Consider the following 16,036-nt stretch of genomic DNA (forward strand, 5'->3'; position numbering starts at 1 on the left):
AAAACGCAGCAGAGCAAACGCAGCACTGTGGAGGAAAATATGCCGAATATCAAAGGACCTGACAACCTGGCGGTCATTAAAGTCGTAGGTGTCGGCGGTGGCGGCACGAACGCCGTAAACCGTATGGTGGAAGCCGGAATCAAGGGTGTTGAATTCATTGCAATCAATACCGACCATCAGGCTCTTCTCATGTCGGATGCCGACAAGACGATTCACATCGGCGAAGAGCTCACTCGTGGGCTCGGCGCGGGTGCGAACCCGGAAGTCGGTGCTCAGGCGGCCGAGGAAAGCCGCACTGAAATCCGCGATGCACTGGCTGAAGCCGACATGGTCTTCGTTACCGCTGGCGAAGGTGGTGGCACCGGTACGGGTGCTGCTCCCGTAGTTGCCGAAATTGCCCGCGAGGAAATCGGCGCTCTTACCGTTGGCATTGTCACCAAGCCGTTCAGCTTCGAAGGTCGCCTTCGTCGCAATCAGGCCGAGCAGGGCATCGATTTGCTCTCTCAGAAGGTCGACACCCTCATCGTCATCCCGAACGACCGTCTTCTCGAGGTGGTCGACAAGAAGACCAGCATGCTCGAGGCGTTCCGCATCGCCGACGATACCCTGCGTCAGGGCATCCAGGGCGTAACCGACCTCATCACCATTCCTGGTCTTATCAACCTCGACTTCGCCGATATCCGCACGGTCATGAAGGACGCTGGCACCGCCATGATGGGCATTGGCATCTGCTCTGGTGAAAATCGCGCGCTCGACGCCGCCCAGCAGGCCACGAACTCCAAGCTCCTGGAAGCCGGCATCGCCGGTGCTTCCCGCGTGCTGTTCTCTATCGCCGGTGGTCCCGACCTCACGCTTTCCGAGGTCGACGAAGCCGCTCGCGTGGTGGAAGGTTGCGCCGACGAAAGCGCCAACATCATCTACGGCCAGATCGTCGACGATTCCCTGGAAGATCAGGTTCGCATTACGGTCATCGCCACGGGCTTCAAGATGGAAGCTGCTCAGGCGGCCATGAACTACCAGCGCGACCTGTTCGCCAGCACCGCGAATGCCGTTGCAGAAGCGGCGCCCAGCCAGCCGGCGTACTCGTCTCCTTCGGGTAACGGCAACGGTCGTTTCTCCGACGAGGATTACATCCCCGATTTCCTGAAACGTCAGCGCTAACGTAAAGAAGCACTCATGAAAACGGCCCAAGGACTTCCGCTTCCAAGCTTGTCCCGGGGCCGTTTTCTGCGTTCCGATGCCTCTGCCTCCGAAGAGGCAATCTATGCGTATACCGACGAAGCGCTCTTCGAAGCTTCCGGTGTGCGCATCGCCTTCACCGAGCGTGCCGGTGGCTTTAGCGTCTCGCCGTTCGATTCGCTCAACCTGGGCGAATATGTCGACGACGATCCGGCGGTGGTGCAGGGGAACCGCAGAAAACTGCTCTCGGCGCTTGGCTTCCCGAACGCGCAGATCATTTCGCCCAAGCAGGTGCATGGCACCGATGTGGCTATTTGGCGCTACATGAACGAGACAAACCTTGTTCGTCAGACCGCTCAGCAGGGGGCCGACGCCCTGGTGGTGGAGGACGCCCAATGTGCGGCCCTGCTCGTCTTCGCCGATTGCATGCCCGTTATCCTCGTTGCGCCCAATGGCGCGTTTGCCGTGGCCCATGCAGGGTGGCGCGGCGCGTATGGGCATGTGGCCGTGCGTGCGTTGCTTGCGCTTTGCGAGTATTCCTGTTGCCAGCCTGGCGAATGCAATGCCTATATTGGCCCTTACATTCATGCCGAATGCTTCGAGGTAAGCAACGACCTCATGCAGCGTTTTTCCATTGCCTTCGGCGAGGATTGCGCGCCCGATGCGCGTCATGTCGACTTGGGTCGCGTGGTTTGCACTGACTTGCAGCATGCTGGCATTGTTCCCGAGCGCATCGCCGACGTGGACATTTGCACTGCCTGTAACACCAGCAAGTTCTATTCGTATCGCGCCCAGCAGGGCATTTGCGGAAGACATGGGGCCCTTGCTGTGAGACAATAGCGTAAGTACGCTTTAAGCCGAAACGAACTACAAACGAGAAAGAAGGCTTACCGAGTAATGACAATTTCCCAGCAGTATACGCGCGTTGCCGCTGAAGTGGCCCAGGCGTGCCGTGATTGCGGACGCGATCCTTTCCAGGTCACGCTCTTGGCAGTTTCCAAGACGGTGCAGGCTCCGCGTGTGCAGGAGGCCATCGATGCCGGGGCATGCGCCTTCGGCGAGAATCGCCCCGAGCAGCTTATGGAAAAGCATGCCGCGTATCCCAACCAGCAATGGCATTTCATTGGGAACCTGCAGTCGAGGCGCATTCATGACATCGTTCCCTGCGCCACGCTCATGCATTCGGTATACAAGGCCTCTCATCTCCCCAAGATCGATGCCGCTGCGCAGCAGGTGGGAAAGGTTCAGGATATCCTGCTTGAAGTGAACGTCTCGGGTGAGGAGAGCAAGGGTGGCATTGCCCCCACGCAGATTAACGAATTGCTTTCCGTGGCCGAGGGTCTGGCACATGTGCGCGTGCGTGGCCTTATGACCATGGCGCCCCGCGGCGACATGGAAATCGCCCGCGAAACGTTCGCTCATCTGCGGGAATTGGAACAGAAGATCAACCGCGAATGGCGCGGTGCGCAGGGTTTGCCCTTGTCTGAACTTTCTATGGGCATGAGTGAAGACTGGCGTTGTGCCATTTCAGAGGGGTCTACTATAGTACGTATTGGACGCGCTATCTTCAGTGAGGATTTCGCCTGAGAAGGGGTAAGTTAGTCCGCCACGGCGGAATTTGTTGGAGAATCGCGCATATCGCGCATTCGGATAGGATGGAGCAGCCATGGCATTGTCAGGATTCGGACGTTCGGGGCAGGGCTCGGGCATGTTTGACGGCATCAAGAACAAGCTCGGCCTGGGCGGTAATGGCGCCTACGACGATGGGTACGCCGACGAATACGATGAATATGACGAGTACGAGGAGTACGAGGACGATTACGAGGATGCCCCTGCGGGTTCCGCGTACGATTCGTATCAGCCCGTTACCACGCGTTCCGCTGGCTCGCGGCGCCGTAGCACCTACGGCAGCACTTCCACGGGCGATGTAACCGAGCGCCGTACCACGGCCTCTCACCCCGCATTGGTAAGCATCGACGACGTGCGTGCGAACACGCCGCGTCCGCGTTCTCTTTCGCGCGATACGTCGCGTCGTTCTTCCAGCTTGGGTCGTGCAAGCGTTGGTCGTGCCAGCGACTTCACCCCTTCGGGTGCTGAAATCGACGGCATTCCCGCGCAGGAGCGCCCCGAGGAAGATCCCATTGCATCCACCACGCGCACGGCGCGTTCTGGTGGTTACAATTCGCTTTTCGATTCTTCTCCCACGCGTGCGGCCCTTCAGCCCACCAGTAAGGAGAAGAGCGCTCCCGGATCTGCCGTGGGGCAGGGCACGCATACCGCGCGTTACAACCGTCCTACCGGTTCGTACGATCCCTACAAGGCCTACGAGGGTACGGGCGTTTCCTCCCATGCTCCCTCGCGCAAGGTCATCGTCATCGCTCCGCACGAGTACGCCGAGGTAGAAAGCGTAGCGCGTAACCTGAAGGCGGGCGACGCTGTGGTGCTTAGCCTGCACGATACGCCCAACCAGCTTTCCAAGCGCATCCTCGACTTCTCGTTTGGCGTGGCTTCCGCGCTCGATGCGGGCGTCGATGCCATCGCCGAGAAGGTATTCGCCATCACGCGCGGCAACGCGCTTACGGAAGATGAGATTCGCGACCTCCGTTCGAAGGGCGTGATGTAGTGGTCGCCTATGTCATCTACCAGGTAGGCCAGGTCTATTCGCTTCTCATCTTGGTGTATTGCGTGCTTACGTGGTTCCCCATTAGGCGCGATGGCGTTATGGCCGACATCTTCAGGTTCTTCCAGAAGATTTGCGATCCGTATCTCAATCTCTTCCGGAAGATCATCCCGCCCATTGGCGGCGCAATCGATGTCTCGCCCATAATTGCGCTGGTTGTATTACAATTACTCGTAGGTTTGCTGGTTCGTCTGTTCTAGGCGCTCTGAACAGCATAAGAAATGAAAGGGTTTCCCATGGCACTCACTTCTGCTGACGTGAACAATGTGAGCTTCTCCATCGACCGCAAGGGTTACAACGTCGACGAGGTCGATGTCTTCCTGGAGCGCATCGCTGCCGAACTCGACGACCAGGCCCATCGCATCGAACAGCTTTTGGTAGAGCTCGAAGACGCCAAGCGCGCAAGCGCCAAGGCTGCCGAGCCCGTGAAGGCCGAAATCGTTGGCGGTGGCGCCACCAGCGCCGACATTGCCGAGCGCGATGCCCGCATCCGCGAGCTGGAAGCTCAGGTCGCCGACCACAAGGCCGAAGACTCCGCCATCGCCCAGGCGCTCATCATCGCTCAGCGTTCTGCCGACGAAATCCTGGCAAATGCCAATGGCGCCGCGGAAACCACCCGTCAAGACGCCCAGAACGAAGCCCAGCGCATTCTGGATAAGGCGAACGAGGAAAAGCAGCGCGTGCTCGAGCAGATCAAGAAGCTCGAAGACGACCGCGAGGCCGCGCGCGACCGCTTCACCGATATGCTTTCCGATTTCATCGGCAGCTCTCAGGACATTCTGTCCGACCTGCAGGCTGGCAAGGCTGGCGCCGCTCGCGGTAGCCACATCATCTCTTCCAGCCGCACCCTTACGCCGCCGGTTTCCTCGGGTGCCGATGCCTACGGTTACGCTGGCGAATCTACCGCCGCTGCGTACACCACGCCTACGGTTTCCTCCGCTGCCGTGGTTACGCCCGCTACGCCCAAGGCCACGAACGTGGAAAAGGACTTCAGCGGCTTCGGTGATACCGACGACGGCTTCGAATTCGACGACGTCGACTAAGCGCAATCCAATTGCCTAGCATGCGGGGTTGGGAAACCAGCCCCGCTTTTTTTGTGCCCACATGCGGGCGTTATGGCATGTTTGGGTGGGCAGTGCGCTTCCGTTCGCTTTTGCGCGCATGCGTAATAGCGCCTATTGGCACATGTCGTCTGCGCGGTTGTCTTTAGGGCTCGATGCGGAGCAAGCTAACGCTGGATGTGCTCCCAGGCGCCCAGGGGGAAGCATACGAGGAGCGAACCGCTTTCCACTAGTACGCTTGCCTTGGTGCCGGTGAACTCGTTGGAAACCCCACGTGAGATATCGTTGCGAAGCGTTTCGTGATCGAGTGCGTAGGCAAGGCCCCGTTCGGTAACGCAGTCGGCTGGTCCGCCGCAGGCAAAGACGGAAATGCAGCGCCCGTAGCTGCCTCCGTCGAGCGGGGTAGGGTCGAATGCCTCGAAGTCGATGCGCTGCACCCCTTGCGCGGATAGCGCCGTGATGGCGAAGGCGTCGCCAATGCCAAAGGCACGTACGCCGAAGCTGGCCAGGCCAGCGAGCAGCTGCAGGTTCGCGATGGTGTGATCGAGTCGTCGCGACAGGCATCCGTAGAGCAGCAGCTCGTCGCAGCCTTCCTCGCGCGCGGCGCGGCAGGCGAGCTCCATGTCAGTTTCGTCTTTGATAGGGGGAAAGACACGCGTGCTGCCAAGCGTGGGCACGTATCCCAGCGAGTCGAAATCGCCCAGGGCGATATCGGGCTTGATGCCCGCACGTTCAAGTTGCGCATATCCGCCATCGACGGCAATCGTGCAGTGGATGTCCTGCTTGGCGTAGTGTTCGGCGTTGAAATCTACGGTACCCACCAGTGCGGCCCTGCGCATACGTGCTCCTTGTCTGTACTTCGGGATATGGCCTTGGTATGTTTGCTAGAATACCGTACCTGAAGCGGGTCGGACAACTGCGGGCCTTTTAGGCATGAGGAAAGTCCGGGCTTCACAGGGCAGGATGCCAGCTAACGGCTGGGCGGGGCGACCCGATGGAAAGTGCCACAGAAAAGAAGACTCCAGCTTTCGGGCTGGAAAAGCTGAAACGGTGCGGTAAGAGCGCACCAGTGCGTCGGCAACGGCGTAGCTTGGTAAACCCCATCCGAAGCAAGCGCAAATAGGAGTGCTATGCGGTGGCCCGCCGTGCACTCGGGTTGCGTGCTCGAGGCGCATCGCAAGGTGCGTCCTAGATAAATAGTTGTCTTAAACGACAGAACCCGGCTTATAGACCCGCTTCATTCTCCTTCTTTCGCGTTTCCTGCTCTGCGTTTTTTCCAATTAACGCCGCTCTCGAATATGTGGACGTTTTGTGTTCGAAAATGGGCTACACTAGAACAAAGGAACGCGGCAATTGGCCGCATCATCGGGGGAAAGAGGGGATGCGCATGATTCCGGCAGTGCTATCCATCGCAGGTTCCGATTCTAGTGGCGGCGCAGGCATCCAGGCCGATATAAAGACCATTATCGCCCATGGCCTTTACGCCGAAACGGCCATTACCGCCGTTACGGCCCAGAACACCCAGGGTGTCTTCGGCGTGGTGGAATGCGATCCGAAGTTCGTTTCGTTGCAGGTGAAAACGGTCTTCGACGACATTCGCCCCAATGCGGTGAAGGTTGGCATGGTGGGCTCGAGTGGCATCGTGAATGCCATTGCCGAATCGCTCGTGGAAGCGCAAGCTACGAACATCGTGCTCGATCCGGTGATGGTTGCCTCCAGTGGTTCGGTGCTCATGGCCGACGAAGCAGTCGATGCGCTCGTTGAGAAGCTGCTTCCCCTGGCCGACATCGTTACGCCCAACATCCCCGAAGCGGTCGTGCTTGCCCAGCATGCCATTTCCAACGAGGAGGATATGGCTACGGCTGCTCGCAAGATTCAGGAGGCCATGGGCGGGGAAGGCAAGTGGGTGCTCATGAAGGGCGGGCATCTGGAAAACGCTGCAGACGACCTGCTGCTTACTGAGCATGGTCGTGAGGTCTGGCTGCGCCACAAGCATATCGACACGCCGAATACGCATGGTGCAGGTTGCACGCTTTCCAGTGCCATTGCCTGCGGCCTGGCGCGCGACTTCGACATGCAGTCCGCCGTTTCGAAGGCGAAGACCTACATCACGGGTGCACTCGAGCACGATCCGGGTTTGGGGCGGGGAAGTGGCCCCATCGACCACATGTGGGAGACGCGCTAGTCTTCGTATCCTTGTGTAAACCAGCAGTTCATCGATATCGCGGGGCGTTTTCGCCCCGCGTGCGCTACTATGCTGCATAGCGATAAAGCGAGAGGAAGCCCACATGCCCATTACCGACCTTCTGCGACGCAATGCAGTGCAGTACCGTGACGAGATTGCCCTCATCGAGCGCAATCCCGCCATTCAGGAACCCATTCGCGTGACTTGGCGCGATTACGACCTCATCCAGTCCACGGAAACGCAGCCGTATCGTCGCACCATTACGTGGGGCGTGTTCGACGAGAAGGCGAATCGCTTCGCCAATCTGCTCCTTTCCCGTGGCGTGGGTAAGGGCGACAAGGTGGCCATCTTGCTCATGAACTGCCTGGAATGGCTTCCCATCTACTTCGGCGTCCTGAAATGCGGTGCTACGGTGGTTCCGCTCAACTTCCGCTACACCTCCGACGAGATTGCCTATTGCATGGACAAGGCGAACGTCGACGTGCTCGTCTTCGGGCCCGAGTTTACGGGTCGCGTGGAAGAGATCGTTCCGCGTCACGCTGCGCATCGCCTGCTGTTCTACGTGGGCGACGATTGCCCCACGTTCGCGGAAAACTACGGCGTGCTGGCCAATAACTGCCCCAGCTCCGACCCCATGATTCCCATTACGGAAGATGACGACGCGGCCATCTACTTCAGCAGTGGCACCACGGGCTTTCCGAAGGCCATCTTGCATGCGCATCGCAGCCTGTCTCAGTCTGCTGTGATGGAGCAGAAGCACCATGGCCAGACGCACGATGACACGTTCCTGCTTATTCCTCCGCTGTACCACACGGGCGCGAAGATGCACTGGTTTGGCAGTCTGGTGGCGGGAAGCCCCGCGGTCATCTTGCGCGGCATCAAGCCCCATATCATCTTCGACGCCATCAGCGAAGAGCATTGCACGATCGTCTGGTTGCTCGTTCCCTGGGCGCAGGATATTTTGGTGGCGATAGAGTCGGGCCAGCTGAAGCTGGAGGATTTCGAGCTCGACCAGTGGCGCCTTATGCATATTGGCGCGCAGCCGGTGCCGAAGAGCCTCATCAGCCGCTGGGAGCGCATTTTCCCGCATCATCAGTATGATACGAACTACGGTCTTTCCGAATCGACGGGTCCTGGCTGCGTGCATTTGGGCGTGGAGAACATCGATCATGTGGGCGCCATTGGCGTGCCTGGCTATGGCTGGGAAGCGCGCGTGGTCGACGAGTCGGGCAACGAGGTGCCGCAGGGCCAGGTGGGCGAGCTTGCCGTGAAGGGCCCGGGCATCATGCGCTGCTATTATGGCGATCCCGAGGAAACGGCGAAGACCATCCGCGATGGATGGCTGTTCACGGGCGATATGGCGCGTCTGGACGACGATGGCTTCCTGTGGCTGGTTGACCGCAAGAAGGACGTGGTCATCAGTGGCGGTGAGAACATCTATCCCGTTCAGATCGAGGATTTCCTTTCCGCGCATCCGGCTATCAAGGACGTGGCGGTTATTGGCCTGCCCGACGAACGCCTAGGCGAGATCACGTGCGCCGTGGTGGAGCTGAAGCCGGGCGAGCAGCTGAGCGAGGACGCGTTCAACGACTTCTGCCTATCGCTGCCGCGCTACAAGCGTCCGCGCAAGGTCATCTTCGCCGACGTGCCCCGCAATGCTACGGGCAAGATCGAAAAGCCGCGTTTGCGCCAGATGTATGGCGTGGAGAACCTTGTTGAAGAGGAGAACCAAGCCTAGCGCGCACATCTGGCGGCGCATTAGGCGCTCCAAGCTCTAGTCGTTGGCCTTAGCCAACTCCTTCGCTTGTCGGGCCTACTGCGCTCGCCAGCTGCACGCTTTTCGATCCCGCTCGCTTTCGGGTGACAGGGGGACGTACCTGCTGTCACCTTTTAGCGGGTTTGCGGGTTTTGTTAATTTGCCTGGAACACTTCTTTCCCGCCCAGGTAGGTTAGTTGAACTTGGGCGGAAAGGATATCGACGGGATTGCATGACACCAGGTTCGTGTCCCAGATGACGAAGTCGGCAAGCTTGCCAGGTTCGATGGTTCCCAGTTCGCTTTCGCGGCTGCAGGCGCGTGCGCTGCCAAGCGTGTAGGCGCGCAGGGCTTCTGCTTGCGTAATGCGCTCGGTGGGCAGCCAGCCTTCTTCGGGTTGCTGCGCGGGCAAGAACTGGCGCGTTACGGCGGTGAACAGGCCAGGGCGCGGATCGATGTCCACGACGGGGCTGTCGGTGCCAAAGGCGAGCGTTGCGCCCGTGTCGAGCAGCGTGCGGAAGGGCCACATGTACGGCACGCGTTTGGGACCCAAGTCGGCTTCGGGGGCGCCGGGGTCGAGCGTGATGTGCATGGGCTGCACGGCGGCTACGACATCGAGCTGCGCTAGCCGTGCGATATCGGCGGGCTGGAAGTTTTCCAGGTGCTCGATGCAGTGGTGCTTTCCCTGGGGAAGTGGCCCTGCTGCCTCGCGTGCATCTTCGAAGATGTCGAGGATGACGTGAATCGCTTCGTCTCCAATTGCATGCACGCGAACAGGCTGGCCCATACGCTGGGCTTTCATTACCAGTTCGCGCATCTTGTTGGGGTCGATGGTGGGTCGGCCGCAGTCGTGCTCGCTGAGCGCGTTCGTGTAGGGCTCCTTCACCCAGGCGGTATGCTGGCTCGAAACGCCGTCGAAGAACTGCTTGAACCCGCAGGCGCGCATCTTGCCTTCCGTATAGGATTCCTGCATGCGCGTAAGGCGGCTCGTGTCTTCCAGGAGCGTGGGGAACATGTGCACACGGATGTTCAGATCGTTGCGTCGTTCGAGCTCTGCAAAGATGTCGTCGCGTACGAAGTCGAGGCCGGGCAGTGCCATGAGCGACATATCGCAGATGCTTGTGATGCCATGCGCCACGCAGCGATTGATGAGCGCGCGGTATGCGCTTGCCAGTTCGTCGGGCGTGAATGATTCCACGATGCGGGGCATGAGCGCCATGGCGGCTGCTTCGTGGACAAGGCCCGTGAGCTCGCCATTTTCGTCGCGTTCGTAGCTGCCGCCTTCGGGGTCGGGCGAGTCGTTACGGATGTCCAGCTGCTGCAAGGCGTAGCTGTTCAGCCAGAGCGTGTGGGCATCGCCCGAGTACATGGCAACGGGCTGGTTAGGGTAGACGGCGTCGAGCGAGTGCTTGGTAGGAAGCGTCGAGGGGTTCCAGTGGGCGTTGCGCCAGCCTTGGCAGAGTAGCCAGCTGCCCTCGGGACGTCGTGCGGCCAGGGGCGCAAGCGCGGCGACGCAATCCTGCTCGCTTGTTCCGCAGTAGCGCATGGCCAGGGGCGATGCGTAGAGCGCGGAATGGAAGAAGTGCAGGTGCGAATCGTGTAGCCCAGGGCAGACGAATGCTTCGCCTGCGTCGATGATGCGCGTGGAGCATTGCGCGTAGGTCATCATGTCCGCTTCGCTGCCCACGGCCATGATATGTTCGCCCTGAATGGCGAAGGCTCCGGGTTGGGTCGTGTCGTCCAGGCCCGTGAACAGGTTTTTCGAGATAACGATAGCGTCAGCGAACATGTATTGCCCTTTCTACTCTCACGGGGTGAGTGTAGCACTCGTAGGGTCTTCGCGCTCACCTTCCTCCTGGCGAGTGGGATTCCCGGATTTCCGAGAGGGGCGTGCCTTTACTGGGCGAATTAACGTTGCCCCAGCTGGGCTTCGGTGGGAAAATATCCCAGCACACTAGATTCAACGGAGGAACCGTATGACCCCAACCGAGCGTAAGAAAGCGGCAACGCAGTTCGTGGAGCGGTGGCTGGCCGCGGAAGGAAACGAACAGCGCGAGGCAAACAGCTTCTGGATTGAGCTATGCCAAGAAGTGCTGGGCATTTCCAACGCGACGCACGTGCTTGATTTCGAACGCAAGGTAAAGGGCCGTCGCATTGACGTGTTCTACGAGGACCGTTCGATTCTCATCGAGAACAAATCACGTGGTGTCAGCTTGGATGAACCCGAGCAACGTGGCAAGGACCGTCGTGGTAATCCGCGCATGGTTACGCCGTTCGAGCAGGCGAAATGGTATGCCGATAACATCACGCCTCGCAGCGTCATGCCGCAATGGATCCTTACGTGCAACTTCGACGAGATTCGCATCTACGATTTGGATGACGAAAATGCCGAGACAAACTACGAGGCTATCGCCTTGGAAGACCTGCCGAATCAACTGCATCGCTTCGAGTTTTTCACCAAGTTGGAGAACAGCCGCCTGGAGCGCGAGAAAGAGCTGAGCGTTGCTGCCGGCGAAGTGGTCGGGCGCTTGTACGATGCGTTCTCCAAGGCGTATCTGGATATCGAAAACGATAAGCGCGAGCAGCGCAGCTTGAATATGCTCATCACACGTATCGTGTTCCTGCTGTATGCGGAAGATGCCGACTTGCTGCATGAGCGCAATGCGTTCTACAAGTACCTGAAGAACTTCCAGGTGAACCATATGCGCCAGGCGCTTATCGACCTGTTTGGCGTGTTGAAGACGCCGAAGGAGGAGCGCGACCCATATCTCGACCCGGACCTGGCTGCGTTCCCGTACGTGAATGGCGGCCTGTTTGCGGAGGATATCATCATTCCGCAGTTCAATGAGGATACGCGCTTCCTGTTGCTGCAAGAGGCGAGTGCCGAATTCGATTGGCGCAACATTAGCCCCACGATTTTCGGCGCCGTGTTCGAAAGCACGTTGAACCCGGAAACCCGCAGGTCGGGTGGTATGCACTATACGAGCATCGAGAACATTCACAAGCTCATTGGGCCGTTGTTCCTGGACGACCTGAAAGAGGAGCTTACGCGCATCGAGGGCTCTGCCACCGAAAAGGAGCGGAAGTTCAAGCTGAAGGCGTTTCGCCAGAAGCTGGCCAGTTTGAAGATTCTGGATCCGGCATGTGGCTCGGGGAACTTTCTTACAGAAAGCTACCTTTCTTTGCGAAAGCTCGAGAATCGCGTTCTCGAGGGCTTGTATGGTGACCAGCTGGCGTTAGGCGGCGACCTGGATCCGATCCAGGTGAGCATCCGCCAGTTCTATGGCATCGAGATTAACGACTTCGCAGTTGAGGTAGCCAAGACGGCGCTCTGGATTGCCGACTTGCAAATGCTCGACCAGACGCGCGACATCCTGGGCGTTTGGATCGATCCGCTACCCCTGAAGAGCAACGACAATATTGCCTGCGGGAATGCCCTGCGCATCGACTGGAACGACGTTCTTCCTGCTGAAGAGTGCGATTACATAGTTGGCAACCCGCCGTTCTATGGGGCCCGTATGCAAAGCAAGGAGCAGAAGGCCGACATCCAAGCGGTTTTCCATGGGGCAAAGAATTGCGGCAACGTCGATTACGTTGCCGGTTGGTATATGAAGGCATCGGAGTTCGTTGAAGAATATTCAATTCGATGTGCTTTTGTTTCGACCAATTCGATTTGCCAGGGTGAGCAGGTCGCTAATGTATGGAAGCCTATCTACGACATGGGCGTACGTATCGACTTTGCCTATAACACCTTTCGTTGGCGCAACGAAGCAGCTGGTCAAGCGCACGTGTTTGTCGTAATCGTTGGTTTCTCGAAGCTGGGCGGAGAGAAGACGCTTTTCAGCCACGAAGGGCCTGATGCGGAGGCGGTCGTTTCGCATCCCGAAAACATCAACGCTTACCTCTCGAGCGCTCCTGACGTGTTTGTGTGGAATCGCAGCAAGCCACTATGCGATGTTCCGAAAATTGGCATCGGGTCTCAGCCTATCGATGGAGGGAATTACCTTTTCAAAGAGGAAGAAATGCAAGAGTTTCTTTCTAAGGAACCTGCGGCTTCGAAGTACTTTCATCGATGGCTTGGGTCGGCGGAGTTTCTTAATGGTAAACCTCGCTATACGCTTTGGCTTGGGGAGGCGACGCAGCGGGACCTTATAGACTTGCCTTTATGTCGAGAGAGAATCGAAAAGGTTCGTGTGTTTAGAGAGAGCTCGAATAGGGTTCAGACGAAAAAGGCTGCAAGTGTTCCTCAGCACTATGGGACTGAGATTATAGCAAATGGCACGTCTATCCTCATTCCGAAGGTTTCTTCGGAACGGCGTCGTTATGTCCCCCTTGGCTTTATCGGCCCGGAAACATTTTGCTCCGACCTTGTGTTCCTTGCTCCCGACGCGACCCTCTATCACTTCGGCGTGCTTCATTCTCAGTTTCACAATGCCTGGATGCGCGTTGTGGCGGGACGGCTGGAAAGTCGGTATAGGTATTCCGGCGGCGTAGTGTATAACAATTTTGTCTGGCCTCGACCGGATGAGTCTCAGCTTGCCGCAATCGAACGATGTGCGCAGAGCGTACTTGACGTGCGTGCTTTGTATCCGGATGTGGCGCTTGCAAAGCTTTACGACCCCGACAAAATGCCCGATGACCTTCGCGAGGCCCACCTTGCACTCGATAGAGCGGTCGAGGCTGCGTATGGCGTTGACTTTAACGGCGATGAAGAAAAGATCGTTGCACATCTGTTCAAGTTGTATGCTGAGAAGACGAAGGGCGATTAGTGTCTTTCTTTGCCTTCGATAGCGCTGACGCGCCCGGATGGTCCATCATGAGCCGTTCGGGCGATTTCTTTTCGGAATAGTTAGCTGGAGAATCTCTAGGAACTATCATCCGCATGTGCTACGCCATCTACCTCGATTACATTTTTCCGGAAAAGGTACGTTTTGGGCTCGTTTTTGAGCTGGTTCCGCGCTCGAAAATTTTCCGACCTGGGCTTATGTCGCAAGATACTCCAAGTGCAATACATTTTTCCGGAAAAAGACAAGCGGCTGTTCGGCTGTGCTCGCTGCGACTGTTCTCGCGCCGATGGGATTTCCGGAAATCCCATCGGCTTGCGACCTGGATAACTCTTAGCGCAGACGTTTCCCCAGTTCGCGAAATTTGCTGGGCTCGAAAAGGGTCGGAAATCCGGAAATCCCATGGGACGAAAGGAACTCCTCGCGCGCAAAGCGTGCGACCCGGCAATCGCGTGGGAGGGAAACGATGCCGGGTCGCGAGAAACACGGTGAGGGGGTTGTCCGTGCATTCTATTGTTGCAACCCCCGCTGGCGTAGGGGGAGACCAGCGGGGTGCAAAGGGATTGGCTACTTCATACCGAGCATGTTTAGGATTGCGTGACGTGCCTCGGTGGCGGTGCGGCCGCTGGCGATGCCGGGGATGAGCTCGGGGTAGTTGTCGCTGAAGAAGCCGCCCGTGCAGTTGCCTGCGGCCCAGAGACCCTCGATGACCTCGCCGTTTTCGGTAAGCAGGTGGCAGTCGGTGTCGATGCGCAGGCCGTCGAGCGTGCAGAGCAGCGCGCTGCCCACGCGGCATCCGCAGTAGGGCGGAGTGGTAAGGGCAAGCATGTCCTTCGCGTCCTTGCCGAACTGCGTATCTTCGCCTGCTGCGCACATCGCGTTGTACTCGTTCACGGTGTTCACGAACTCATCGACGGGGATCTCGAGCTTCTGGGCCAGCTCCTCGAGCGTATCGCACTCGAAGATGATGCCCTGCTGCTTCAGGCCCATGTTCATGCCCTCGATGGCCTCGTAGGTGAACGACCAGGCGTCGGGCGTGGGGCTTGGCTCGATGCGCGAGCAGCACAGCGTGTGGAATTGCTTTACATGGTCCTTCCAGTTGGCGTCCCAGATAGAACACCATACGTGATCCTTCTGGATGCTCGCCGATGCAATCATGCTGTCATAGGGAACGTCTTCGTTACCGATGCGCCTGCCCTGCGTGTTTACCTTCAGGAACGGTTGGCTTCCCATCCAAAAGAGTTGGCCCTGAACGGGGAAGCCCGTTTCGGCGCCAGGTGCCAGGCCGCCACGGTCGAAGAGCATGGCGGTGGGGTCGGGGTCCTTTACGCCGCCAGCCCAAATGCCCGCTTTCATGCCGGCGCCGTCGTTCTGCATCATATACTGCGCGCAGGCAACAGTGGCGGAGGCGGCCGGGTTCAGCGTTTCCATGAGCTCGGCACTGCCCTCGTAGCCACCCGTGCAGAGCAGCACGCCCTTGCTGGCGGTGATGCGCGCGTAGCCATCCTTCGTCTTGGCGATGCAGCCTACGACCTTGCTGCCTTCCTTTACGAACTGCACGAGCTCGGTGTTGTACATGAACTGCGCGCCTTGCTTCTGGGCGATTTCCACCAGAATGGGGCCCATGCTGGGCGTGGCCGCCGAATTGTCGGCCTTCTCTTCGGGGATATGCTCGACCATCGAAGTGGGCCATGCACGATAGCAGCCATGCCAGCCGCTTCCCACGTCGGGTTCGGCCGTCATGCGTACGCCTTCGGGCTCGATGACGCCGCAGAACCAGTCGAACCATTCGCCGCTTTCGTTGATCCACAGGTTGATGAGCGACTGATTGGCGCGACCGCTTGCGTAGCGCATGATGTCGTTGGCAAGTGCTTGCTTGTCGATTGTCACGCCTGCGTCCTTCTGCACCTGCGAATCGACGGCACCGGGGAAGGTGCGGAAGAGGCCATAGGTGCCCGTCTTTTCGATGACCAGAACATCGGCTCCCTGCTCGGAGGCAACGAGTGCCGCTGTCATGCCGGCATGACCGCAGCCGCAAACGAGGATCTCGGTCTCGATTTCCTGCGAGATGGTAAATGACGATTCGTCGGCGGGTTCGCCCCACCAGTTTTCGGACGTCGTAGTCGTGCTTGCTTCGGCTGTGCGCGTGGAAGCCGCCTTGGGCGATGCGCATCCCGCGAGAGCCGTGGTGACGAGCGACCCTCCCGCGATTGCGGCTCCCGTTAGAAACGACCTACGTGATACGGAATGATTCATATTCTCCTCCATTCGATACCTCGCATTCGCCCAGGGGTTTCCGAGGCGAATGCCTTCGGGGCGAGTGTAGGAATTTCGGCGGGGGAGCGTATACCGCTAAAAGGGTGATATTTGTTATCCCAGGTGAGATGCGCTAT

At 58.6% G+C, this 16,036-nt stretch carries 12 protein-coding genes and 1 other RNA gene; 10 read left to right on the forward strand and 3 right to left on the reverse strand.

Annotated features, from left to right (window positions below; all coding sequences use genetic code 11):
- Positions 1–39 precede the first annotated feature (39 nt).
- From ftsZ to E7002_RS03800, 6 genes are all read left to right on the forward strand, one after another.
- Positions 40–1,161: a cell division protein FtsZ gene (gene ftsZ, locus E7002_RS03775; protein WP_066665098.1), complete on the forward strand. Its 1,122-nt coding sequence runs from the start codon at positions 40–42 to the stop codon at positions 1,159–1,161.
- Positions 1,162–1,176: 15 nt separating this feature from the next.
- Complete coding sequence (locus tag E7002_RS03780) at positions 1,177–2,019, forward strand: polyphenol oxidase family protein (protein WP_303727552.1); 843 nt, start codon at positions 1,177–1,179, stop codon at positions 2,017–2,019.
- 57 nt (positions 2,020–2,076) lie between these two features.
- The gene (locus tag E7002_RS03785; protein WP_303727553.1) at positions 2,077–2,766 is read left to right on the forward strand and encodes a YggS family pyridoxal phosphate-dependent enzyme; all 690 of its coding nucleotides are present in this window, start codon (positions 2,077–2,079) and stop codon (positions 2,764–2,766) included.
- A gap of 79 nt (positions 2,767–2,845) precedes the next feature.
- Complete coding sequence (locus E7002_RS03790) at positions 2,846–3,802, forward strand: cell division protein SepF (protein WP_303727554.1); 957 nt, start codon at positions 2,846–2,848, stop codon at positions 3,800–3,802.
- Complete coding sequence (locus tag E7002_RS03795; RefSeq protein ID WP_303727555.1) at positions 3,802–4,059, forward strand: YggT family protein; 258 nt, start codon at positions 3,802–3,804, stop codon at positions 4,057–4,059. Before E7002_RS03790 ends, E7002_RS03795 begins: the two co-directional genes overlap by 1 nt.
- A 36-nt stretch (positions 4,060–4,095) precedes the next feature.
- Positions 4,096–4,902 carry a DivIVA domain-containing protein gene (locus E7002_RS03800; RefSeq protein ID WP_066663112.1) on the forward strand — a complete coding sequence of 269 codons (807 nt, stop codon included), beginning with the start codon at positions 4,096–4,098 and terminating at the stop codon, positions 4,900–4,902.
- Positions 4,903–5,087: 185 nt separating this feature from the next.
- Here the strand turns inward: E7002_RS03800 and E7002_RS03805 are convergent, their stop codons facing one another.
- Complete coding sequence (locus E7002_RS03805) at positions 5,088–5,759, reverse strand: thiamine diphosphokinase (RefSeq protein ID WP_303727556.1); 672 nt, start codon at positions 5,757–5,759, stop codon at positions 5,088–5,090.
- 61 nt (positions 5,760–5,820) lie between these two features.
- Between E7002_RS03805 and rnpB the strand changes: the two genes are divergently transcribed.
- The 3 genes from rnpB to E7002_RS03820 all read left to right on the forward strand — a co-directional run bounded on the left by rnpB (position 5,821) and on the right by E7002_RS03820 (position 8,843).
- Positions 5,821–6,163, forward strand: an RNA gene (rnpB, locus tag E7002_RS03810) — RNase P RNA component class A.
- A 147-nt stretch (positions 6,164–6,310) separates the two neighbouring features.
- Complete coding sequence (gene thiD, locus E7002_RS03815; RefSeq protein ID WP_369692493.1) at positions 6,311–7,105, forward strand: bifunctional hydroxymethylpyrimidine kinase/phosphomethylpyrimidine kinase; 795 nt, start codon at positions 6,311–6,313, stop codon at positions 7,103–7,105.
- Between the two features lie 103 nt (positions 7,106–7,208).
- Entirely contained in the window at positions 7,209–8,843 is a 1,635-nt protein-coding gene (locus E7002_RS03820; protein ID WP_303727558.1) for a class I adenylate-forming enzyme family protein, read from the forward strand.
- Between the two features lie 173 nt (positions 8,844–9,016).
- Here E7002_RS03820 and E7002_RS03825 read toward each other — a convergent pair whose 3' ends face one another.
- A complete protein-coding gene (locus E7002_RS03825) occupies positions 9,017–10,648 on the reverse strand; it encodes an amidohydrolase (RefSeq protein ID WP_303727559.1) in 1,632 nt (543 codons plus the stop codon).
- A gap of 187 nt (positions 10,649–10,835) precedes the next feature.
- Here E7002_RS03825 and E7002_RS03830 point away from each other — a divergent pair, with 187 nt between their 5' ends.
- Positions 10,836–13,628, forward strand: coding sequence for a DNA methyltransferase (locus tag E7002_RS03830; protein WP_303727560.1), 2,793 nt, complete (start codon positions 10,836–10,838; stop codon positions 13,626–13,628).
- 582 nt (positions 13,629–14,210) lie between these two features.
- On the opposite strand, the gene E7002_RS03835 is transcribed toward E7002_RS03830, so the two are convergent.
- Complete coding sequence (locus tag E7002_RS03835; RefSeq protein WP_303727561.1) at positions 14,211–15,899, reverse strand: FAD-binding protein; 1,689 nt, start codon at positions 15,897–15,899, stop codon at positions 14,211–14,213.
- Positions 15,900–16,036: the final 137 nt, after the last annotated feature.

This window comes from Denitrobacterium detoxificans (assembly GCF_015062615.1).
GTDB lineage: Bacteria > Actinomycetota > Coriobacteriia > Coriobacteriales > Eggerthellaceae > Denitrobacterium > Denitrobacterium detoxificans_A.